Consider the following 21,039-nt stretch of genomic DNA (forward strand, 5'->3'; position numbering starts at 1 on the left):
AATTTTGCGGACTTGTTTCATAGGCTAAAATTAAGATTATTTCTTAACTTAATGTGATGGCTAAGTTAGCATGTCCACCTCGGGAACATTAAATAAAACTACCTTAGAGTTAAGAGAAAAATTTACTTTATTGATTGAAAATAATTTCGATAAAATCCAAAGTGATATTGATTTATTAGAACCTAAAGACAGGATAAGGATACTTTTAGAATTAGCAAAATTTGTAGTTCCTACTTTGAAGGCGACAGAATTAACCATCGGAAACGAAAACAAATTTAATCCAGTAATAATAAATCTGGGCACTGGTATTAATCCTGAACTTGAAGCAAAGTATTAATGGAAATTCACATCACTAATTATGCTGAATTGCTGGAGTTTATAAAGCTAAAAGATATAAATTCTGAACAAGCCACCCAGATAGTATGCAAAGCATTAAATGTAGTTTCATTATTTGAGATGACAAAAGATGAGGTTATAATAGCTACCGAATATTACATTAAAACTTTTTGCAAAAATAATACTGGAGAACGTCCGATATTTTTAAACCAATGTAGTTTGGATTTTGATATTCGAGATATTTTCAATAAAATTAAAATTGAATAGATGAAATGTAAAATGTGTAAAATATGCACTCAAAACAAAACATTTATTTTTTGTTGAAAACGGTTTTTTCAAGGGTAAAAGACGTGAGTAATCAAACTAAAAAAACACCCAAAAAATGAGTGTTTTGAAAATGGTTAAGTAAATGTTAACTAAAATGTTTGTTAAGCCCTGTAAATAGGCTTTTAAAGTGACCACGGTGGGATTTGAACCCACACGCCCTTGCGAGCACCAGCCCCTCAAGCTGGCAAGTCTACCGTTTCTCCACGTGGCCTTATAAAAAAAAAGGTCCAGTAATAAATTACTCGACCTTTTGTGACCCGACTGGGGCTCGAACCCAGGACCCCATCATTAAAAGTGATGTGCTCTACCAACTGAGCTATCGAGTCAATGCTTCAAGGAAAGTATGTGTTGATCACTAAAATTGTGACCCGACTGGGGCTCGAACCCAGGACCCCATCATTAAAAGTGATGTGCTCTACCAACTGAGCTATCGAGTCATTTTCTTTCCTTGAATGCGGGTGCAAATATAAGGACTTATTTTGGAGTTTTCCAAGCAATTTTATTATAAATTTGTCTTTTTTAAACAAAATTACTCAACACCTTAATTTGTAAGGTTTTATTCAGATGAAAAAAATAATTTTATTAGGTTATATGGGGTGTGGTAAGTCTACAATTGCAAATAAGTTGTCCGAAATTATCCAATTTCCTTTTGTAGATTTGGATGAAAAGATAGTAGAGAAGATGAATTTGTCTATAAATGCCATTTTTGAAAAGCATGGAGAAATTTATTTTAGAAAGGTAGAACACGAAGTTTTTATCGAATTATTAAACGCTCCCGAATCATGTATTATAGGTTTAGGTGGAGGAACTCCTTGTTATGCCAATAATCATGAGTTGCTAAAAGGAGATAATGTTGTTTCTATTTATCTAAAGGCTTCTATTGAAACGTTATTGAACAGATTGGCTTTTAATGTAAGTAAGCGTCCACTGATTGCGGATAAAAGTCCTGAAGATATGAAAGAGTTCATAGCAAAACACCTTTTTGACAGGAGCTTTTATTACAACCAAGCGCAATATAAAGTTGTGGTTGATGGTAAAACAATCGATCAGACTGCGCAGGATATTGTGGCTCTTTTAGCTTAAATACGCATAATTAGTATCGTTTTCATCAAAAACAACTTGTACGTGCTCTAATAACGAAGTAGAAAGCGAGATTCCTTTAAAATCTGCTTTTACAGGATACTTTTTGTGATTTCTATCCACAAGCACTGCGGTTTTGAATTTTTTCAAAGGAACATCTATAAAGTGTCGTACGGCATAGATAAGTGTCGTTCCGGAGTTTAATACATCATCTACCAGAACTAAACCTTTATTGGTATACTGTTCTTTTGATAACGAAGTATGAATGGGTAATTGAGGGTTTTGTTTGTTGATCTGCACTTCGCATAGTGCAACTTTAAGAGGGGAAATAGTTTCCAGGACGGCGGCTATTTTTTTTGCGAAAATGAAACCATTACTGGCGATTCCTGCAATGACTATTTCCTCTTCATCTACGAAAGTTTCATATATTTGGTAGGCAATTCTTTTTATTTTGTGATCAATTTCCTGATTTGTTAAGATGATATTTTTGCTCATTATTTAAAATTTTTATATTCCCCTCCCCAGCCCTCCCCGAAGGGAAGGGAGCTAGGACTGGCAAAGGTTATTCGATGTTTTACTTAATTTTTATTTGTTGCTTATCTTACATTCAAAACTCTGGGGTGAGAATTGTGTTTGATAAAGTTCATTCGGGATTGTACTTAATTTACTAAGGCTAGTCTCCCTCACCTTCGGGGAGGGTCGGGGAGGGGAGAAATTCATCAATATCTCTTCGATCTTTTTTGGTAGGTCTTCCCGTGCCATTCTTTCGATAATGTTCTTTTGATAGTTTTAGTAATTCTAAATGTTGATACGCTTCTGCCGGAGTATCGTTTCGTCTGTAAATATCAACCAGTTTTGCTCCGACACGATTTTCCGGGATATCCAACACGGTGATTATTTGGGTAATTTGGTCTTTCCGAAACGTGATTTTGTCAGTAGCGAAAACTTCTTTAGAAGGCTTGGCAACAAGACCGTTAACGGTTACGTGATTCTTTTTGCAGGCTTCAGTAACCATATTTCGGGTTTTATAATACCGCACGCACCATAAATATTTATCTATTCTCATAAATTTTCTAAAATAGGAGTTAAATTGTTTACAAAAATCAATCAATATTGTATCTTGCGCACTTAAAAAAATTAGCTATAATGAACAAATTTAAGTATTATTTTATTCTATTAATTACAACTATCTCTTTATTTTCATGCTCAAAGGATGAGGCTGCTGAAATTCAACCGCCTAGAGATTTCGCAGTGCAATATGCGACTGATTTAACGGATATCGAAGAATATTTAAAAAACTATTATATCACAGTTGTAAATCACGCCGGTTTCCCGGACGACCAGGACGTTAGCTATACAAAAATTCCTGCAGGAGGTAGCCAGCCCTCTATTTGGTCTTATAAAGATAAAACAACCTTTCCTAAACTTTTGAGTAGAGATGTCAAACTTCATGATATAACGTATACCTTGTATTATTTAGTACTTAGAGAGGGAGCGGGCAAATCTCCTACTAATGCTGATGCGGTATTGGCTTCTTACAAAGGAGATTATTTATCCCGTACCACGGTTTCGGAAGTTACGACACTTTCTGCTACTCAGTTTGAGGTGGTGAAAAACCCACAACAATTCTTTAGTTTGCTTACTACAGTAGTAGGATGGGGCGAAACTTTTCCGCAATTTAAGACTGGGACTTACGATTCTAATACAGATGGCACCGTATCTTACAGAGATTTTGGAGCAGGAGTAATGTTTTTGCCTTCTGGATTAGGATATTATAATTCAGGAAGTGGATCGATTCCTTCTTACGCACCTCTAGTTTTTAGTTTTAAATTATACGAAATTAACAGACTGGATTCAGATGGTGATGGAATCATGAATTTTCAAGAAGATCTTGACGGCGATGGTTATATGCGCGTTTTAGCGACAGGAGTTATAAATCCGGATGATACGGATGGAGATGGAATTCCAAACTTTTTAGATACTGATGATGATGGAGACAGTGTGAGTACCAGAACGGAAATCACGGATGCTAATGGCGTTTTAATCCCATTTGAATCTATCCCAAGCTGTAACGGAAATACTACTGATCCGGCAAGAATCAAAAGACATTTAGTAAAATGCAATTAAAACATACAAATCAAAAAAAATCCAGTTCAATTTGAACTGGATTTTTTTTTTGTATAAGTAAAAGGAAGCTATTATTTTCTTTTCATTACTCTTTGAACCGCTTCAACAATCGCTTGGTTGTTCAATTTGTATTTATCCATTAATTGTTCTGGTGTTCCGGACTCTCCAAAGCTGTCATTCACTGCCACGAATTCTTGTGGTAATGGGCTGTTCAAAGCTAAAACTCTAGAAATGCTTTCGCCCAGACCACCAAGAATGTTATGCTCTTCAGCGGTAACAATACATTTTGTTTTTTCCAATGATTTCAAAATTGCTTCTTCATCTAATGGTTTGATCGTGTGAATATTGATTACTTCAGCAGAAATACCTTGTGCTTCTAATGCTTCAGCTGCGATAAGAGCTTCCCAAACTAAATGTCCCGTAGCAACAATAGTTACATCAGTCCCTTCCGTTAAAACAATCGCTTTCCCTATTTCGAAAGGTTCGTCAGCGGGCATAAAGTTAGGCACAACCGGACGACCAAAACGCAAATAAACAGGACCGTGGTGATCCGCAATTGCCAATGTAGCCGCTTTTGTCTGGTTGTAATCACACGTATTGATTACCGTCATTCCCGGTAACATTTTCATTAAACCAATATCTTCCAGGATTTGGTGTGTTGCACCGTCTTCCCCTAAAGTTAATCCGGCGTGTGAAGCACAAATTTTCACGTTTTTCTCTGAATACGCAACCGACTGACGAATTTGGTCGTACACTCTTCCCGTAGAAAAATTAGCGAAAGTTCCCGTGAAAGGAATTTTTCCTCCAATAGTTAAACCGGCAGCAATTCCAATCATGTTGGCTTCTGCAATTCCAATTTGGAAAAAACGTTCTGGGTGATTTTTCTTGAAATCATCAAATTTAAGAGAACCAATTAAATCTGCACAAAGTGCCACAACATTCTCGTTTTTTTGACCTAATTCAGTCATTCCCGCTCCAAAACCCGAACGTGTATCTTTACTTCCTGTATTTGTATATTTTTTCATTTTCCTCCCCCAACCCCTCCAAAGGAGGGGAGCTCCTATTGGGGTAAATAGGGTTTTAAATTTTTATTTAATGATTCTGTAGCTGTTTCTCCCCTTCGGGGAGGCTAGGTGGGGATTAGTAGTCGCTTTCTGCTGCTGTGTAGTTTTGGCCTAAAGCAATTTCAAGTTGCGTATCATTAGGCGCTTTACCGTGCCAAGCGTGACTGTACATCATAAAATCTACCCCATTACCCATTTCAGTGTGCAACAATACACAAACTGGTTTTCCTTTTCCAGTTCTGGATTTGGCATCATTCATTCCGGCAATAATAGCTTCGATATCATTTCCTTTTTCAATTTCTAAAACATCCCAATCAAAAGCTTCAAACTTGGCACGAATACTTCCCATGGCTAAAACCTCGTCAGTTGTTCCATCAATTTGCTTTCCGTTTAAATCGATTGTAGCAATAAGGTTGTCCACTTTTTTTGCAGCAGCATACATGATTGCTTCCCAGTTTTGACCTTCCTGTAATTCACCATCACCATGAAGTGTATAAATAATATGGTTGTCACCATTCAATTTTTTTGCTTGAGCAGCACCAATCCCTACTGATAATCCCTGTCCAAGAGAACCAGATGCAATACGTATTCCTGGTAAGCCGTCATGTGTAGTTGGGTGTCCTTGTAGTCTTGAATTGATCAAACGGAAAGTAGCTAGTTCTGCTGCTGGAAAATAACCGCTTCTAGCTAAAACACTGTAAAATACAGGTGAAATATGCCCGTTTGAAAGAAAGAAAAGATCTTCTCCAATACCGTCCATATCAAAACCTTCTTTGCGTTCCATTATATTTTGATATAAAGTGACAAGGAATTCAGTACAACCTAGAGAACCACCTGGGTGACCTGAGTTGACAGCGTGTACCATTCGAAGAATATCTCTTCTGACTTGGATTGTTAAATCGTTTAATTGTTGTGTGTTCGGTTTCATTTGTGTGTTAAAATTAGACTGGGCAAAGGTAGTCAGATATTTTGATTTATACAGACTTCCATTTTTAGATTTATCAATAGTTATCAAGGATTGTTTTTTTAGCAGCAATACTATTTTTAAGAATTCTTGATTATTTAGTATCTTGCAACCATGTTTCAACAATTATTCAAAAGCATTCAGGAAAAAGTGATACTGACTCAGGAAGAAATGGAGTTGTGTAAAACTTTTTTTATCCCTAAAAGATTACGCAAAAAACAAATCCTGTTGCAAGAAGGAGACATTTGTGTCTACAATGCCTTTATTGAAAAAGGAATACTGCGCTCTTTTTCCATCGATGAAAAAGGAAATGAACACATCGTACAATTTGCAATTGAAGGCTGGTGGATCGCAGATTTGTCCAGTTTTCTAACAAATAGTTCCTCTATTTATACGATTGAAGCCTTGGAGGATTCTGAACTGCTTTTGCTGACAACATCGGCAAGAGAAGCTTTAATGGATAAAGTCCCCATGTTTGAAAGATACCAACGCTTGCTTTTGCAAAATGCCTACATCGCCAATCAAGCCAGAATAAATTCGACTTTAACAGAAACCGCCGAAGAAAAATACACCAATTTAGGAATTGCTTATCCCGGAATTGTTCAACGTGTACCCCAACACATGATCGCCTCTTACCTTGGTCTGAAACCAGAAACATTGAGTCGGGTTCGCAAACAAATTAACAATCGAAGTTCATTTTAATTGACATAGATCAATAGAATTTCTTGTTTTACATCAACGAAAACTTTTGCAATACAGCCTTAAATTTGTCCTGTAAATATAAGTCGATGTCAAATAGAACCACATTTGCAGTCCTAGGAGTTTCAGTAACCAATAGTATTGTTTTAGCAAAGCAAATTGCCAAAACCAATCCCGTTTTGCTGTTTGATCAAAAAGCCGCTACACTTTTGGAGGTGTATACCGAAATTATTTCAGAGAATCCGAAGGCAAATGTAGAAATGATGATTTGTCCAACCAATGCAAGTTGGGAGGCAGATATTATTATACTTTCAAATGATGTGGCAACAAATGTTACTCTTATTGAAAAAATCAAAAAAGTGGCAACGGGTAAAATCGTACTTATTTTGGGAAACGAAATGGAGGTGATTAATTCCAAAAGTACACTGGATAAATTACAGCATTTGTTTCCTTTTTCTAAAGTTGTTCTGAGCAACGAATCAGCGTATGATTCTAACGATTCTCTTCTTTTGAAAGGAAATGAGCAAGAAACCTTAAACACTATTTTAACTCTATTTACAAGTATTGGTTTGAAAGCCAGTATTTAATTTAATAAAACACTAATTTTTAACAAAAATCAAATGAGTAAATCAATTTTATTTCAACCCTATACATTAGGAAGCAGTACTTTAAAAAATCGAATGGTGATGGCTCCAATGACCAGAAGCCGTTCTAATAATGAAGGTAATGTTCCTACTGCACTTACGGCAGAATATTATACACAAAGAGCTACAGCAGGTTTAATTGTTTCCGAGGGAACTTTTGTGAGTACAAAAGCAGTGGGTTTTATCAATGTGCCCGGAATTTACAGTGCAGCACAAACCGAAGGTTGGAAACTGGTTACAAAAGCAGTTCACGAAAAAGGAGGAACTATATTTGCACAATTGTGGCACACGGGACGGTTGTCGCATCCGGATTTGCATAATGGCGAATTACCACATGCGCCATCCGCTTTGAATCCGTATGCAAAAGCTTACACAAAAGATGGTTTTGTAGACACTGTTGTTCCAAAAGAAATGACTATTGAAGACATAAAACAAACCGTTTTAGATTTTAAAAATGGAGCTAAAAATGCGATTGAGGCGGGTTTTGATGGTGTCGAATTGCACGCTGCCAACGGTTATTTACTGCAGCAGTTTTTTAATAATTATTCCAATCATCGTACCGATGAATATGGTGGTTCAATAGAAAATAAAACCCGAATCCTTTTTGAAATTCTAGATGCTTTAGCCGGTGTTATTGATTATTCTAAAGTGGGTGTTCGTTTGAATCCTACCCTGCATAATACGCAGGGAATGATGTTAGATGAACAGACAATTCCTACTTATGAATATATTGTAAACCGTTTGAATGACTATGGTTTAGCGTATGTGCATTTGACGGAGCCTTTTACGCCGGTTGATGATGTACCTTTTGCTGTTACTGAAGTAGCTAAGCATTTCAGACCGTTTTACAAAGGAACATTAATCATCAATAAAGGGTTTACAAAAGAAATGGGAATCAAAGTGCTTGAAGATGGGTATGCAGATCTTGTTGCTTATGGAGTTCCCTTTATTGCAAATCCGGATTTAGTGGCTCGTTTTGAGACTGATGCTCCATTAAGTAAACCAGATCAAAGCACGTTTTACACGGATACTGTGAAAGGATATACTGATTACCCGGCCATGGTTTAATAAAGAAGTATGCTTGTCTGTAGTTCTACGTAAGAAATATTTTTTGACACACATTTCATATATTTTTACAAATTAGACATTTTTTTATTGAAAATCTGTGGAATCTGTGTCGGTTTTTTGTTTGGTACGATTGCGTACAAGCAAATAAATAAATTAAACAAGAATAGTGTCAAAATACCATTGTCTTTATTTTGAGGTTCAATTATAATTCACAAGAAAGCCCGCAATAGCGGGCTTTCTATTTTTATAAACTGTATTTATTATGCTTACTTTTTTTTGTAAAGAAAAACGGGTAGTGCGCATGCTGATGAGGCTTGTTTGCTAAAAAGGAACATCGCTGTCATCATCCGGATCATTCAAATTGCTTCCAAAAGCATCATTGGCAGAGGGCAGGTTTTTAGTAATGAAAGGGTTGTCATCCTGATTCATACTGGATGGTAAGTCATCATATCCGCCACTGTAATCTTCCAGGTTATCAAATTTTCCCAGATGTCCAATAAACTTCAACCGAACGTTTTCTATACTACCATTACGGTGTTTGGCAATCATTATTTCTGCCTGACCGGCTGTTGGTGAGGCTTCTTCATCATCCCATTCGTCTATTTTGTAGTATTCAGGACGGTATAAAAAAGACACAATATCCGCATCTTGCTCAATCGCTCCTGATTCCCGTAAATCAGACAATAACGGTCTCTTGCTGGATCCACGGGTTTCTACCGCTCGAGATAATTGAGAAAGTGCAATAACAGGAACGTTCAATTCCTTGGCTAATGCTTTCAAGTTTCGGGAAATGCTAGAAATTTCCTGCTCTCTGTTTCCGCCTCCTTTTCCGTTTCCGCCAGCCGTCATCAATTGCAAGTAATCCACAATGATAATTCGGATCCCATGTTGCGAAACCAATCGCCTGGCTTTAGCCCGTAAATCAAAAATCGATAAGGAAGGCGTATCATCAATAAAGAGAGGTGCTTTTTCTAAGTTTTTAACTTTGGTACTCAACTGTTCCCATTCGTGTTTTTCTAGTTTTCCGGTACGCAATTTCTCTGATGACAAACCTGTTTCAGAGGAAATTAGCCGGGTAATTAACTGTACTGATGCCATCTCCAGAGAAAATAAGGCCACTGGTATTCCGTAATCAATAGCCATATTTCTGGCCATGGATAATACAAATGCAGTTTTTCCCATTGCAGGTCGTGCCGCAATAATAATTAAATCGCTGGGCTGCCAACCGGAAGTAATCTTATCTAACTTATCAAAACCAGTGGCAACACCGCTCAATCCTTCTTGACCGGCAATTTCTTCAATTCGTTTTTTTGCCTGTAGCACTAAACTTTGAGCTGTCTCTGAACTTCGTTTGATGTTTCCTTGTGTTATTTCATATAATTTAGATTCAGCTCTGTCTAATAAATCAAAAACATCCGCTGATTCATCGTAAGAGTCTTCAATGATTTCAGTAGAAATCCGAATCAAACTGCGTTGAATAAACTTTTGAAGAATGATTCTGGAGTGAAATTCAATGTGTGCCGAAGAGGATATCTTTTGCGTAAGCTGAATTAAGTAAAAATCACCGCCTGCTAAATCTAATTTTGCATTTTTCTTCAGTTGGGCAGAAACGGTTAATAAATCAATAGGCTGTGTTTCTGTAAACAATTGAACAATAGCCTCAAAAATATGTTTGTGTGCTTCTTTATAAAAAGCATCAGGTTGTAAAATGTCAATAACATCATCAACCCCTTTTTTGTCAATCATCATGGCACCAAGCACAGCCTCTTCTAAATCGAGCACCTGTGGTTGTAATTTTCCTTTTTCAAGGCTTATAATAGTCGTTTTATCAACCTTGACAGGATTAATATTTCTGAAGTTTTCCATGAAGCGAAAGTAACTAAAATTAAAAAAACATAGTCGTTGAGTTGTTACAAATAATTGTTCATAACTAACTATTTTTTGTTTATAACCAAAAAAAAATCCGAAACGGCAAGGCTTCGGATTAAATAGTAATTTGTAAGATTTTACTCTTTATATTCTCCCATTTTGCAGTATTTATCCATTCTTTGAGCCACTAATTCTGCTGTTGATAAGTCTTTCAATTCGTTGAAACCTTTCATAATATATTGCTCTACCGTTTTGAAAGCAGTTGCTCTGTCATAATGTGCACCGCCTAGTGGTTCAGGAATAATATCATCTACTAATTTTTGTTTTTTCATGTCAGCTGAAGTCAGCTTCAGTGCTTCGGCAGCTTGTTCTTTATATTCCCAGCTTTTCCATAAAATAGAAGAACATGATTCTGGAGAAATGACGGAATACCAGGTATTTTCCATCATGTATACCTTGTCACCAACTCCTATTCCTAATGCGCCACCAGAGGCACCTTCTCCTACGATAACAGTAATAATTGGCACTTTAAGACCAATCATTTCAAATATGTTTCTGGCAATGGCTTCTCCTTGTCCGCGTTCCTCGGCTTCTAATCCCGGGTAAGCCCCTGGAGTGTCGATCAACGTCAAAACAGGAATTCCAAATTTCTCTGCCATCTTCATCAATCGCAACGCTTTTCTATATCCTTCCGGATTGGCCATTCCAAAATTACGGAACTGTCGTGTCTTAGTGTTGAATCCTTTTTGCTGACCCACAATCATAAAGGATTGCCCGTCAATTTTTCCTAAACCACCAATCATGGCTTTATCATCTTTAAAACCTCTGTCGCCAAAAAGTTCCAGAAACGTATCGCCACACAAGGCACGCACGTGGTCCATTGTATACGGGCGGCTTGGATGTCTGGATAATTGGACACGTTGCCAGGCAGTCAAATTTTTATAGATTTTTCTTTTGGTCTCTTCTAGTTTTTTGTTGATTTGTTTGCAAGTATTCGTTACATCAACATCTGATTCCTGACCAATAATAAGACATTTATCTAACTGTTCTTCTAGTTCTTTTATTGGAAGCTCAAAATCTAAATATTCCATAGGATTTTTGCGTTTTTGTTTTTATTTCGAACCGCAAATATAAAATTTTAAATCGTTCGAAAAGGTAAATATTCTATTTATGTGTAAAAGTTTGCTTCTCTAAAGCGGGAGATTCTTTTTTAATTTTATTTTTTTGATAGTGTTTAATCACCCCGTTTAGGATTACGGTGATTACAATTATTAGTGCACCAATGTAAAATTCAAAACTCATTTTCTCTTTTCCGCCAAGGATAAAATAGGCCAAAACAATGCCGTAAACCGGTTCTAAATTCGTAGTCAGCATTACGGTATATGGCGTTAGTTTTTGCATTATTTTTACTGAAGCAGTAAAGGCATAGGCGGTACAAACGGATGCCAGAATCAATATCAGTATCCAATTATTAGCCGTTAATACAAAGAAATCGGCCGTGAATTTTTGTTCGAACACAAAGTAAATCGATATGAAACCAACACCCGCCAGGAATTCATAAAACGAGATAACCGAAGGATCGTGATCCGCAATGAGTTTTCCGTTCATCAGCGTAAATAAAACACCTAATATAATGGATGCTAAGGCGTATAACATTCCGTCCAGGTAATTGATTTCGACCTTCATAATCAGTCCCAGCCCTGCAATTATGATCAGACCAAAAAAGACTTCGTACCACAGTACTTTTCGACCATAAAAAAGTGGCTCCAGCAGCGATGCAAAAAAAGCACCCAATGAAAAAACGGATAACGTAATAGACACATTAGAAACGTGGATCGCTTTGAAAAATAAAATCCAATGCAAAGCAATCAATAATCCGACAAAAATCAATTTAAAAAATGATTTTAGCGGAATCCGAAACGATTTTTTCTTAAACACCAGAAAAATAGCTAAAAAGATACCGGCAAAAAACATGCGGTACCACACCAAGGCATCTGCCGTTATAGTGATTAGAGCGCCTAAAATGGCGGTAAAACCCCAAATAAAAACAATCAAATGGAGATTTAAGTAACTTTTTAAATTATCGTTTTGCATTTCGTAATAGGTAGATGGCTAAAATTCCAAAAGCAATATTGGGCAACCAAACCGCTAATAGGGGAGGGAAACTGGATTTTTCTGCAAGAACACCAAAGATTTTATCAAAGAATACAAAGGCAAAAGCCAGCGCAATTCCTATGGCCAGATTCGTTCCCATTCCGCCTCTTCGTTTCATCGATGAGACTGCAACTGCAATGATGGTCAGGATAAATGCGGATATCGGGACACTGTATTTTTTGTACAAAACCACTAAATAGATGTTGATATTAGAGGAACCGCGTTCTTTTTCTTTGGCAATAAAGGCATTCAATTTTCCTAAATTCAGGGTTTCTGCAATATACACCACTGGAGTTAAATCCTCTAAATCGAATGTGAAAATAGCCTCTTTCTGGGGTAGTTTTTCAATTTTATCATTCAGTTCTCCCACCGTTCTTTTTGTATAATCATACAGGGTGTAGGTACTGTCCTTTGGATTCCATTTGATCCTGCTGGCCGTGATTTTATGAACGAGTTTTTCATTTTTAAATTTTTCCAGTGAAAAATTAAAAGCTATTTTAGACTCCGTATTAAAACTGTTTACATAGATAAATTCATCATCACTAATTTGGCGATACACATCCGTATTATCCCCGCGCATGGCCTCTTTTCCGCCTCCTTTTAAATACGTATACCTAAAGTTATTAAAGCCTTCGCTGGCAGCGGGAACAACAAAAAACCCCATTAGTAAAACAAAAACAGAAACTATGGAAGCACCAATAATATACGGTCTTAAGAAACGCGTAAATGAAATTCCGGAGCTTAAAATAGCAATAATCTCCGTATCATTTGCCAGTTTTGAGGTAAACCAAATCACCGATAAAAACAAAAATATCGGAAAAAGAGAATTCGCAAAATAAACCGTAAAGTTGTAGTAATAAAGTGCAATCTCTAAAAACGGAACCTTGTTTTCCAGCATTTTGTTGATCTTCTCAGATACATCAACAACGATTCCTATGGGGATAAACAACAACAACATCACCACAAATGTGGTTAAATATCTTTTTAGGATGTATTTGTCTATTATTGTAAGCATAGTTTTGGGTATTAGGTTTTAGGTTTTGGGTTTTGGTTACTAAAACCTAATACCCCTAACCTAATTTACAATCTCTGGTTCATGTTTTTCACCATCATTTCTTTCCAAGGTCTAAAATCGCCCGCTAAGATATGTTTTCTAGCCTCCCGAACCAACCACATATAAAAACCAAGATTGTGTATCGTGGCAATTTGTTTCCCCAAGTATTCATTGGCAGCAAAAAGGTGACGCAAATACGCTTTCGTATATTCTGTATCTACAAAGGTGATTCCCATTTCGTCAACGGGCGAAAAATCAGCTTCCCACTTTTTGTTTTTGATATTGATGGTGCCATTCGCTGTAAATAACATTCCATTTCTGGCGTTTCGCGTAGGCATCACGCAATCAAACATGTCAATTCCAAGGGCAATATTCTCCAGAATATTTATAGGAGTTCCTACGCCCATCAGGTAACGCGGTTTGTCTTCCGGTAAAATTTCGCAAACTATTTCGGTCATGGCATACATTTCCTCGGCAGGTTCCCCTACGGAGAGTCCACCAATGGCGTTTCCTACTTGATTAGAATTTGCAATATATTCCGCTGATTGCTGACGCAAATCCTTATAACAGCTTCCTTGAACAATTGGGAAAAAAGCCTGATCGTAACCGTATTTTACAGGCTGCGTGTCTAAATGATTGATGCAACGATCCAGCCAGCGGTGTGTCATTTTCATCGAGCGTTTTGCATAGTTGTAATCACAGGGATACGGCGTACATTCATCAAACGCCATGATAATATCAGCACCAATGGTACGCTGAATTTCCATCACATTCTCTGGCGTAAAAAAGTGATAGGAACCATCAATGTGCGATTTGAACTTCACGCCCTCCTCCTTGATTTTTCTATTGGCCGAAAGCGAATATACTTGGTAGCCACCAGAATCCGTCAAAATATTACGGTCCCAGTTCATGAATTTATGCAAACCTCCGGCTTTCTCTAGGATTTCCGTTTGAGGTCGCAAGTATAAGTGGTAGGTATTTCCCAGAATAATATCCGGGTTAATGTCTTGTTTCAATTCCCGTTGATGCACTCCTTTGACCGAAGCTACGGTACCCACAGGCATAAAAATTGGGGTTTCAATCACCCCGTGATCAGTAGTAATACTTCCCGCTCTGGCTTTGGACAGCGGATCTTTTTTTAATAAATCAAACTTCATCTAGTATTTTTATTGTTTTTTCGGTCACATGCTATTCGCCAATAAAGCTGTTTTACCAAACATTTACCGCAGCGCAGAACATAGCAACGTATTTCAACCGATTGTTCGGCTGGCAAAGATAGGTTAATTTGAAACCTACATCAAAAAAATGTTTGCCATCCCGCAAAGTAATAAAGTGCATCGAAAGCTGTGGGATGACAACCAAAACAACCTTTTTTTTTAAGAAATAATTAAGCAATAATAGTATTCAAAAACACACATACCATTTAGCACATGGACTTGGGCGTGCCCTAAAAAGGCCGGGCTATCCGTTATAATCTTTTACTGCGCTGCGCTTCATAAAAGGATTTCCACTATTATCCCTCACGCGAGATTTGGTTTAACAGCAACTAAATTTTCCCATTACTATTCAAAAAGCATTCAACAAATAAAAAGTTCATTTGATGATTTGTAAGAAAATTTTAGTATATTTGAAACTAAGTAAAGCGAAACAAACCTTCGCCAATCTACCCAATTTTGGGTGTATATGCGAAGGTTTGTTTCGCCTTAATACAAGTTATAAGGCAGTTTAGAGAACCGAAAAACAACAGAAAAATGGAAGAAATTGAACAAATTCTAAAAACAGAAGTTGAAAAATACATCAACAAAAATCCGTATAATAATGATAAAACTATAAGCGGACTAGCGAATAGATTAAAATACATGAAAGATAATGCAGATGAAGTTACAAAAAAAGTTAACGCATTGTCAAATGAATACTTAGCAAAATACCCAGATACCGATGTAAAAGAATTAACAGACATTGCTAGTAATCTTGTCCAACGTTTCTTGGCTAGTCCTGTCAACGGTTAGTGTTAAACCAAAAATATTTAATTTCAAGTTAGTTTTTTCAGCTTTCTCTAGAAGCAATATTATTTCTGATGTCTTGTTATAAAAACCCTCTGAAATAATTAAGTTGATTTTTTCGAACATAATGAATAATTTAAAATTGTTTCCGACTTAAAAACGGTGCGGAAACTAAACCGAAAATGATGAAATAAAATATCAACATTATAATTAGATTTTAATTGCGGTTAAAACCTAGTTTACACAACAAACTAGGTTTTTTAAGGCGTCTCGCCTACTGGGATAATCTAAGTTTAACTTTTAATGTTGAGATAACATGGAAACAATTATTGCTTTAGCATTCGTATACTTAATTTTGTGCGAAGCCAAAAAATAATTAAGCTGGACTTAGTTATTATCTTTTATTTTTAAGAACATCGCTCGTTAATTTTAACGAGCGATGTTTTGAAAGTAACCTAAAGCTAATTAAATAGAAACCGAAAATAAAACCGCCTTATAACAGTTGTCTGTGGCTAGTGTGGTTTTAGTGGAATTACCGTTTCGCACCATCATTCTGCAAAGTAGAAAATTGAAAGGTTACGAAATCCACACCAGACCACAGGCAACGGGACGTTACATGTAATGCCAAAATCGAACACAGAAATAAAACTAATTTATAATGGGAATATTTGACTTTTCAAATACTAAAAACGTTGAAAGAATTTCGGAACTTGAAAAAATAATTTCTCAAAAAGAAGTTGAAATTTCACAACTTAAAAATGAGAATAACAAAATAGAAATTCAGCTAAAAGATTTGCAAAATGAATTGTCAATATTTATCCCTATTAAAAATATTGACATTGAAATAAACAAGAAAAAGACAGAACTAAATAAACTAATTTCGGAAAAAGAGGAAAATCTAAATAAATTAATCTCTTATAAAGAAAAAGACATTTCAGAACTAAATTCTAAAATTGAATTACTAGAAAAAGATTATCAATCAGATTTAGAAATCTACCATAAACTTAATGAACAAATTAAGATTTATCAAAACAGCTTAGAACCGATAAATTATGGTTTGTACGAACCAATCTTTAATTATGAAACTTCAGAGGAATTTAAAGATGCTATTAAAAATAATAATTTAAAACAAAAGTTATTATTAAAAGAAAACAAGGCAATTAAAAGTAATGAAGACGAAATATATTATCAAGCAAAATTTAAATTTCTCACAGCATCTTACAAAAAAAGTATAAACAGTTACAAGAAACTTATATCAATTGCTTTTAATAGCGAATGTGATGCCCTAATTTCAAAAGTAAAATGGAATAATGTTGAAAATTTAAAATCAATAATATCAGACATTTATTATAGAATTAATACAAACAGTCGAGAGTTCTGTAGTTTTATTCTTTTACAAAATCATATAGTTAATGATTTTAAACATGAAAAAGAAAGCTTCAATGAAAGATATTCTGATCATATGATAGAAATTTCAAAAGAGTTTTTAGTATTAAAATATGAAGAACTTGGATTACATCATGAATATCAGTTAAAAAAGCAAGAAGAAAAAGAAGAAGAACGCAGAATTAGAGAATTAATGCGTGAAGAAGAAAAAGCAATTAGAGATTATGTAAAAGCACAAAAAGAAGCTGAAATTGAAGAAACTAAAGTAAAAAAAGCTATTGAAATTGCAAAAAAACAAATTGTTAATGACAATGCCGATTATGAAATTCTAAATAATAAAATTAAAGAGTTAGAAGAACGGTTAAAACAAGTACAAGAATATAAGGAAAGGGCTTTGTCAATGGCTCAACAAACAAAAAGAGGTTTTATTTATGTTATTTCAAACATTGGTTCGTTTGGAGAAAATGTATATAAAATTGGAATGACAAGAAGACTTGAGCCAACAGATAGAGTAAAAGAACTTGGAGATGCATCTGTGCCATTTCAATTTGATATTCATGCAATGATTTACTCTGAAAATGCTCCTTCATTAGAAAATGAATTGCATAAAGCATTTGCAGATAAGAAATTAAATATGCTTAACTACAGAAAAGAATTTTTCAAGATATCACTTGAAGAAATTGAAAGTAAAATTCAAGAATTAAATATTGACGTTGAATTCATCAAAATTCCTGAAGCTATGCAGTATAGAGAAACTCAAAATCTTTTAAGAAATTTAGAACAAAGCTATGTAAATGAAACTTTGGAATATGACGAAATAAAAAACTTCCCAAATAGTCTAAAAAAGTAAGCACTACTGGTAACAGCTAGGGTTGCTCCATAAATCCTGCCGGATTTGTTCGTATTCATTGTAATCTCCTAAAAAAATCATTTTATATTTTGGGACTCTAAAAACAATTTCCAACCCTATTTACGGACTGTTTTATTTTTATAATCATAAAGCGACTATTGCCAGAACGAATTTTAATTGTAGTTTAAATAACATATATTTACTCAATGACTAACAAAATAGAGTTCTCTTGGAGGTTTTTAGACGAACTGACGTTGTGCGTCATTTTGCCCAGACAGAACGTTCAAAACTGAATTTGCAAGATTTAATTATTTTTTATAATTTTGTATCCAAACGAATACAACTTAAAGGATGTGCTTTCTTGAAAAGACGACGGAATTTGACAAATGGTTTAATAAACTGAATGACTTTAGAGCAAAAGCAAAAATTTTGTTCCGACTTCAAAAGTTAGAAAAGGACGAACACTTTGGAGATTGCGAACCTGTTGGAGATGGAATTAGAGAACTGAAAATTAACTACGCAAAAGGTTACAGAGTTTATTTCAAAGAAATTGATGGGAAAGTTATTATTTTACTTATTGGAGGAGATAAATCTACTCAACAAAAAGACATTGAAAAAGCAAAAGAAATTTGGAAAAAATTAAAAAAATAAAAAATGGAAACGTCAGAATTTGATATTGCAGATTATTTGGACAGCAACGAAATGATTGCTGAATATCTAAATACAGTTTTGGAAGAAGGCAATGATGCTGAAATTGTTACCGCAATTGGACATATTGCAAAAGCAATTGGTATGACCAAAATTGCAGAAGAAACTGGAATGAGCAGACCAAGTTTGTATAAAGCATTGTCGAAAGGGTCCAAACCACGATTTTCAACGATAATGAAAGTTTTGAAGGCAGTTGGAGGACAAATACATATAAATCCATTAACCGCATAAAAAAAACGAACGCCTAACAGCTAGGGATTCGTTGCGTGCGTAGCGCGAACAATGAATTATAATCACTGAATACCAACAAAAATAAATTCAATGAGGTAAACCCGGGTTGAACGAACCGATTGTACGTCCGTCAACACTATGGAGTTATCGTAAAGATTTTAGAGAGAATTATAAGAGGCAAGCGAGCCTCTTTTTTTGTAGCGTGGTTTCAGCTTGGTTTTTCTCGTGCTTTCCATCACTATTGAGCATAATTGCCCTTACCCATAATTTAGCTTTTATAGGAATTTGAACTTTGGCTGGGTATTCCGGGGCAAACTGAACACCCTATTCCGGTTTAAACTGTACAGGAGAACTGATGTTATGGGCTATGGCTGCTCGCTATCGCTCGGGTGGCAAATCCGAAAATAGGAATGAATTTAGTCCCAAACCCGCTGTAGTCCCAGAACGTTAGTGGCTATGGCACTACCCCACAATAAAAATAATATGATTTTCTAATTTTCCCAAAGGCACGAGCCATATTGTGAGCACAGTTTATAAAACTGCGCTAACTGTTGTGGTATATCGGAGCGATCGGGTATAAAACCCTGGATGTTTAAAAGTAGAATTTACTGATGTTGTAAGTAAAATCAATTTGGGATAAGGGAATTTATTTTTAAAAACCATTAAAATGCAGATTTGACTTATATTTTATTAAAGACATGAATAAATCTTTTCATTTTAAAAGATATCAAGATTAGTTGGGACTTTTGGGAATTAGTTCACCCACAACAATAATCAAATAAAATAACATGACTATCCTTTACTTGTACAAATGCTAAAAAAAGCTTATATTTGAGTCATCAACCCATTAAATTCAAATTAAGAACCTGCCTGAATTTTTCGAAAAATACCCTGATTAAGCCACATGTGATAAGGGATTCAAAGCTAAACGACTTGAAATGGGAATTGTATGTAAAAAGAGTAAACACAGCGAACATTACTTTCGTAAGACAGATTTAAAATTTCAATGTAAAAAATGCAGTAGTCGTGTCAGTCTTCGTTCAGGTACTGTTATGGAGAATACTAATTTGCCTTTTCAATATTGGATGATCTGTATTGAACTCATGACGCTGTCAAAAAAGAGTTTTTCGGCATTAGAAATGCAACGTATGTAGGGTCACAAACTGTATGAACACATTTGGTTTATGATGCATAAGATAGTATGCGTGACGAAAAATATCAATTAAAAGGCTGTGTTGAATTTGATGAAAGATTGTTTTAAATAATTGACATAAAAGATGTTATCAATTAAAATAAAAATAAAACAGTCAAGAATCTACTCCTAATAAGCGAGATCGTGGAAGTGAAAGACAAGGAAAGGTATTGGTAATAGTTGAATCGAAACCCAGTATCTCTGCACCAAAAAAGGGTAAACCAAACAGAAAAGTTGGTTGTCTAAAAAGGGTAGTTATGAAAGATTTGAAATCTGCAAACAAAACAGCATCTGTGTTAAGCGATGGTTACACCAGGGTATGCTAAACTCAAAGAAGTGATAACAAATCATTATGTTGTAGTAGAGCCAGACAAGAAAAAGGCGGCAAAGATATTTCCTTGTGTAAATAGAACAATCAGTAATACCAAAAAAGTACTTTTAGATATTCATCATAATTGTGTAAACCAGTAATATGTACATAATTATCTTGATGAGTTCTGCTACAAATTTAACAGACGGTATTTTGGAAACAAACTATTGGATAGACTCATGATTAATGCTTTAGAAACAACTTAGTATTAGTTACTGATAGTCATATGTAATAATATAGTATTGTATAACTTTATCAGCACTAATGAATCATGATAAAATTAATAACAATTGTAGTTGCTTTATTTGTTACTAAATTAACTGCACAAGATAATTATCTAGCCTTTTCGGTTGCGTTTGACGTTAGGAATACAATTATGGGAAGTGAACCAACAAATAATGAATCAGCTAAAGACTTTTTAGTGCAATTTTCAATGGTTAGCAAAGATGTAGAAGTCAACATAGGGTATGAAACGTTTCCAAGATTAGATTTTTCTAAGTATACGATTGGAGTGGGATATCACACCCATTTCTATGTAAATTTATTTAGAAGAGTTATTCACACTGTTTTTATACCTAGTATAGAACCTACATTAATAAACAGAAATGGTGATTGGGGAGGAGGAATTGGGTATAATCAAGAGTCTTCTCATTTATCGTTAGGGTTGAATTTAGGGCTTAGGTGGGATTTATCAGATGATATAGCTGTAGAATATTTATTTAATGCCTTACCCAGAAACGACTTGAAGGCTATGTATGGAAATACAATGGATATTACAAATGGAAAGGCGTCTGTTAGCGGTATTCCAATTATAGGCAGTAATTTTATTAAAGTTGTTTCACTAGTGTCCACTTAAAATAAGTTGAAAACCAGCTGGTTAGTATTATGTTCATTGACATTATTGTAATCTGAT

21 protein-coding genes, 3 tRNA genes and 1 pseudogene are annotated in these 21,039 nt (G+C 35.2%); 13 read left to right on the top strand and 12 right to left on the bottom strand.

Going from position 1 to position 21,039, the window contains the following annotated elements:
• The first annotated feature begins 70 nt into the window (after positions 1–70).
• Together EKL97_RS15020 and EKL97_RS15025 are read left to right on the top strand one after the other, a co-directional pair.
• Complete coding sequence (locus EKL97_RS15020; RefSeq protein ID WP_126569244.1) at positions 71–337, top strand: hypothetical protein; 267 nt, start codon at positions 71–73, stop codon at positions 335–337.
• Positions 337–603 carry a hypothetical protein gene (locus tag EKL97_RS15025; protein WP_126569245.1) on the top strand — a complete coding sequence of 89 codons (267 nt, stop codon included), beginning with the start codon at positions 337–339 and terminating at the stop codon, positions 601–603. Before EKL97_RS15020 ends, EKL97_RS15025 begins: the two co-directional genes overlap by 1 nt.
• Before the next feature lie 188 nt (positions 604–791).
• Here the strand turns inward: EKL97_RS15025 and EKL97_RS15030 are convergent.
• The 3 genes from EKL97_RS15030 to EKL97_RS15040 form a co-directional block, all read right to left on the bottom strand.
• A tRNA-Leu gene (locus EKL97_RS15030) sits at positions 792–874 on the bottom strand.
• Positions 875–916: 42 nt separating this feature from the next.
• Positions 917–989, bottom strand: a tRNA-Lys gene (locus tag EKL97_RS15035).
• A gap of 38 nt (positions 990–1,027) precedes the next feature.
• A tRNA-Lys gene (locus EKL97_RS15040) sits at positions 1,028–1,100 on the bottom strand.
• A gap of 127 nt (positions 1,101–1,227) precedes the next feature.
• On the opposite strand from EKL97_RS15040, the gene EKL97_RS15045 reads away from it, so the two are divergent.
• Positions 1,228–1,746 (top strand): shikimate kinase, encoded by a 519-nt coding sequence (locus EKL97_RS15045; protein ID WP_126569246.1) that lies wholly within the window; start codon positions 1,228–1,230, stop codon positions 1,744–1,746.
• Here EKL97_RS15045 and EKL97_RS15050 read toward each other — a convergent pair.
• A complete protein-coding gene (locus EKL97_RS15050; RefSeq protein WP_126455725.1) occupies positions 1,738–2,238 on the bottom strand; it encodes a phosphoribosyltransferase family protein in 501 nt (166 codons plus the stop codon). The genes EKL97_RS15045 and EKL97_RS15050 overlap by 9 nt on opposite strands.
• A 178-nt stretch (positions 2,239–2,416) precedes the next feature.
• On the bottom strand, positions 2,417–2,809 hold the full coding sequence (locus EKL97_RS15055; protein ID WP_126460811.1) for an RNA-binding S4 domain-containing protein: 393 nt from the start codon (positions 2,807–2,809) through the stop codon (positions 2,417–2,419).
• A gap of 80 nt (positions 2,810–2,889) precedes the next feature.
• On the opposite strand from EKL97_RS15055, the gene EKL97_RS15060 reads away from it, so the two are divergent.
• On the top strand, positions 2,890–3,870 hold the full coding sequence (locus EKL97_RS15060; RefSeq protein WP_126460814.1) for an FKBP-type peptidyl-prolyl cis-trans isomerase: 981 nt from the start codon (positions 2,890–2,892) through the stop codon (positions 3,868–3,870).
• A gap of 71 nt (positions 3,871–3,941) precedes the next feature.
• Here EKL97_RS15060 and EKL97_RS15065 read toward each other — a convergent pair whose 3' ends face one another.
• Both EKL97_RS15065 and EKL97_RS15070 read right to left on the bottom strand, forming a co-directional pair.
• Positions 3,942–4,895, bottom strand: coding sequence for a transketolase family protein (locus EKL97_RS15065; protein ID WP_126515735.1), 954 nt, complete (start codon positions 4,893–4,895; stop codon positions 3,942–3,944).
• A gap of 115 nt (positions 4,896–5,010) precedes the next feature.
• The gene (locus EKL97_RS15070; RefSeq protein ID WP_126556365.1) at positions 5,011–5,862 is read right to left on the bottom strand and encodes a transketolase; all 852 of its coding nucleotides are present in this window, start codon (positions 5,860–5,862) and stop codon (positions 5,011–5,013) included.
• A gap of 150 nt (positions 5,863–6,012) precedes the next feature.
• Between EKL97_RS15070 and EKL97_RS15075 the strand changes: the two genes are divergently transcribed.
• The 3 genes from EKL97_RS15075 (at position 6,013) to EKL97_RS15085 (ending at position 8,309) form a co-directional block, all read left to right on the top strand.
• Entirely contained in the window at positions 6,013–6,600 is a 588-nt protein-coding gene (locus EKL97_RS15075) for a Crp/Fnr family transcriptional regulator (RefSeq protein WP_126455733.1), read from the top strand.
• Positions 6,601–6,686: 86 nt separating this feature from the next.
• Positions 6,687–7,184 (top strand): hypothetical protein, encoded by a 498-nt coding sequence (locus tag EKL97_RS15080; protein WP_126569247.1) that lies wholly within the window; start codon positions 6,687–6,689, stop codon positions 7,182–7,184.
• Positions 7,185–7,217: 33 nt separating this feature from the next.
• Positions 7,218–8,309, top strand: a complete 1,092-nt coding sequence (locus EKL97_RS15085) for an alkene reductase (protein WP_126569248.1) — start codon at positions 7,218–7,220, stop codon at positions 8,307–8,309.
• A 321-nt stretch (positions 8,310–8,630) separates the two neighbouring features.
• Here EKL97_RS15085 and dnaB read toward each other — a convergent pair whose 3' ends face one another.
• The 5 genes from dnaB to tgt form a co-directional block, all read right to left on the bottom strand.
• Complete coding sequence (gene dnaB / locus EKL97_RS15090; RefSeq protein WP_126460829.1) at positions 8,631–10,175, bottom strand: replicative DNA helicase; 1,545 nt, start codon at positions 10,173–10,175, stop codon at positions 8,631–8,633.
• Positions 10,176–10,315: 140 nt separating this feature from the next.
• Positions 10,316–11,269 (bottom strand): acetyl-CoA carboxylase carboxyltransferase subunit alpha, encoded by a 954-nt coding sequence (locus tag EKL97_RS15095; RefSeq protein ID WP_126455741.1) that lies wholly within the window; start codon positions 11,267–11,269, stop codon positions 10,316–10,318.
• 73 nt (positions 11,270–11,342) lie between these two features.
• Positions 11,343–12,272 carry a DMT family transporter gene (locus EKL97_RS15100; RefSeq protein ID WP_126569249.1) on the bottom strand — a complete coding sequence of 310 codons (930 nt, stop codon included), beginning with the start codon at positions 12,270–12,272 and terminating at the stop codon, positions 11,343–11,345.
• On the bottom strand, positions 12,259–13,347 hold the full coding sequence (locus tag EKL97_RS15105) for an LptF/LptG family permease (protein WP_126561768.1): 1,089 nt from the start codon (positions 13,345–13,347) through the stop codon (positions 12,259–12,261). The genes EKL97_RS15100 and EKL97_RS15105 overlap by 14 nt, the downstream gene beginning before the upstream one ends.
• A 65-nt stretch (positions 13,348–13,412) precedes the next feature.
• A complete protein-coding gene (gene tgt / locus EKL97_RS15110; RefSeq protein ID WP_126460838.1) occupies positions 13,413–14,543 on the bottom strand; it encodes a tRNA guanosine(34) transglycosylase Tgt in 1,131 nt (376 codons plus the stop codon).
• 594 nt (positions 14,544–15,137) lie between these two features.
• Between tgt and EKL97_RS15115 the strand changes: the two genes are divergently transcribed.
• The 6 genes and pseudogenes from EKL97_RS15115 to EKL97_RS15140 all read left to right on the top strand — a co-directional run bounded on the left by EKL97_RS15115 (position 15,138) and on the right by EKL97_RS15140 (position 20,982).
• Entirely contained in the window at positions 15,138–15,395 is a 258-nt protein-coding gene (locus EKL97_RS15115; RefSeq protein ID WP_126569250.1) for a hypothetical protein, read from the top strand.
• Between the two features lie 652 nt (positions 15,396–16,047).
• Positions 16,048–17,625: a DUF4041 domain-containing protein gene (locus tag EKL97_RS15120; RefSeq protein ID WP_126569251.1), complete on the top strand. Its 1,578-nt coding sequence runs from the start codon at positions 16,048–16,050 to the stop codon at positions 17,623–17,625.
• Between the two features lie 351 nt (positions 17,626–17,976).
• Positions 17,977–18,276: a type II toxin-antitoxin system RelE/ParE family toxin gene (locus EKL97_RS15125; protein WP_126569252.1), complete on the top strand. Its 300-nt coding sequence runs from the start codon at positions 17,977–17,979 to the stop codon at positions 18,274–18,276.
• A 3-nt stretch (positions 18,277–18,279) separates the two neighbouring features.
• Positions 18,280–18,564, top strand: coding sequence for an addiction module antidote protein (locus tag EKL97_RS15130; RefSeq protein ID WP_126563982.1), 285 nt, complete (start codon positions 18,280–18,282; stop codon positions 18,562–18,564).
• Between the two features lie 851 nt (positions 18,565–19,415).
• A pseudogene (locus EKL97_RS15135) lies at positions 19,416–20,332 on the top strand (IS1595 family transposase).
• Positions 20,333–20,397: 65 nt separating this feature from the next.
• Positions 20,398–20,982 carry a hypothetical protein gene (locus EKL97_RS15140; protein WP_148103998.1) on the top strand — a complete coding sequence of 195 codons (585 nt, stop codon included), beginning with the start codon at positions 20,398–20,400 and terminating at the stop codon, positions 20,980–20,982.
• Positions 20,983–21,039 lie beyond the last annotated feature (57 nt).

This window comes from Flavobacterium sp. LS1P28, assembly GCF_003970335.1.
GTDB lineage: Bacteria > Bacteroidota > Bacteroidia > Flavobacteriales > Flavobacteriaceae > Flavobacterium.

Excerpts from the sequence above, each read along its gene's own strand:
- EKL97_RS15100 (WP_126569249.1), bottom strand. The coding sequence starts at position 12,272 with ATGCAAAACGATAATTTAAAAAGTTACTTAAATCTCCATTTGATTGTT.
- EKL97_RS15045 (WP_126569246.1), top strand. The coding sequence starts at position 1,228 with ATGAAAAAAATAATTTTATTAGGTTATATGGGGTGTGGTAAGTCTACA.
- EKL97_RS15140 (WP_148103998.1), top strand. The coding sequence starts at position 20,398 with ATGATAAAATTAATAACAATTGTAGTTGCTTTATTTGTTACTAAATTA.
- EKL97_RS15095 (WP_126455741.1), bottom strand. The coding sequence starts at position 11,269 with ATGGAATATTTAGATTTTGAGCTTCCAATAAAAGAACTAGAAGAACAG.
- EKL97_RS15115 (WP_126569250.1), top strand. The coding sequence starts at position 15,138 with ATGGAAGAAATTGAACAAATTCTAAAAACAGAAGTTGAAAAATACATC.
- EKL97_RS15075 (WP_126455733.1), top strand. The coding sequence starts at position 6,013 with ATGTTTCAACAATTATTCAAAAGCATTCAGGAAAAAGTGATACTGACT.
- EKL97_RS15020 (WP_126569244.1), top strand. The coding sequence starts at position 71 with ATGTCCACCTCGGGAACATTAAATAAAACTACCTTAGAGTTAAGAGAA.
- EKL97_RS15130 (WP_126563982.1), top strand. The coding sequence starts at position 18,280 with ATGGAAACGTCAGAATTTGATATTGCAGATTATTTGGACAGCAACGAA.
- EKL97_RS15080 (WP_126569247.1), top strand. The coding sequence starts at position 6,687 with ATGTCAAATAGAACCACATTTGCAGTCCTAGGAGTTTCAGTAACCAAT.
- EKL97_RS15055 (WP_126460811.1), bottom strand. The coding sequence starts at position 2,809 with ATGAGAATAGATAAATATTTATGGTGCGTGCGGTATTATAAAACCCGA.
- EKL97_RS15120 (WP_126569251.1), top strand. The coding sequence starts at position 16,048 with ATGGGAATATTTGACTTTTCAAATACTAAAAACGTTGAAAGAATTTCG.
- EKL97_RS15085 (WP_126569248.1), top strand. The coding sequence starts at position 7,218 with ATGAGTAAATCAATTTTATTTCAACCCTATACATTAGGAAGCAGTACT.
- tgt (WP_126460838.1), bottom strand. The coding sequence starts at position 14,543 with ATGAAGTTTGATTTATTAAAAAAAGATCCGCTGTCCAAAGCCAGAGCG.
- EKL97_RS15105 (WP_126561768.1), bottom strand. The coding sequence starts at position 13,347 with ATGCTTACAATAATAGACAAATACATCCTAAAAAGATATTTAACCACA.
- EKL97_RS15060 (WP_126460814.1), top strand. The coding sequence starts at position 2,890 with ATGAACAAATTTAAGTATTATTTTATTCTATTAATTACAACTATCTCT.
- EKL97_RS15050 (WP_126455725.1), bottom strand. The coding sequence starts at position 2,238 with ATGAGCAAAAATATCATCTTAACAAATCAGGAAATTGATCACAAAATA.
- EKL97_RS15025 (WP_126569245.1), top strand. The coding sequence starts at position 337 with ATGGAAATTCACATCACTAATTATGCTGAATTGCTGGAGTTTATAAAG.
- EKL97_RS15070 (WP_126556365.1), bottom strand. The coding sequence starts at position 5,862 with ATGAAACCGAACACACAACAATTAAACGATTTAACAATCCAAGTCAGA.
- EKL97_RS15125 (WP_126569252.1), top strand. The coding sequence starts at position 17,977 with ATGTGCTTTCTTGAAAAGACGACGGAATTTGACAAATGGTTTAATAAA.
- EKL97_RS15065 (WP_126515735.1), bottom strand. The coding sequence starts at position 4,895 with ATGAAAAAATATACAAATACAGGAAGTAAAGATACACGTTCGGGTTTT.
- dnaB (WP_126460829.1), bottom strand. The coding sequence starts at position 10,175 with ATGGAAAACTTCAGAAATATTAATCCTGTCAAGGTTGATAAAACGACT.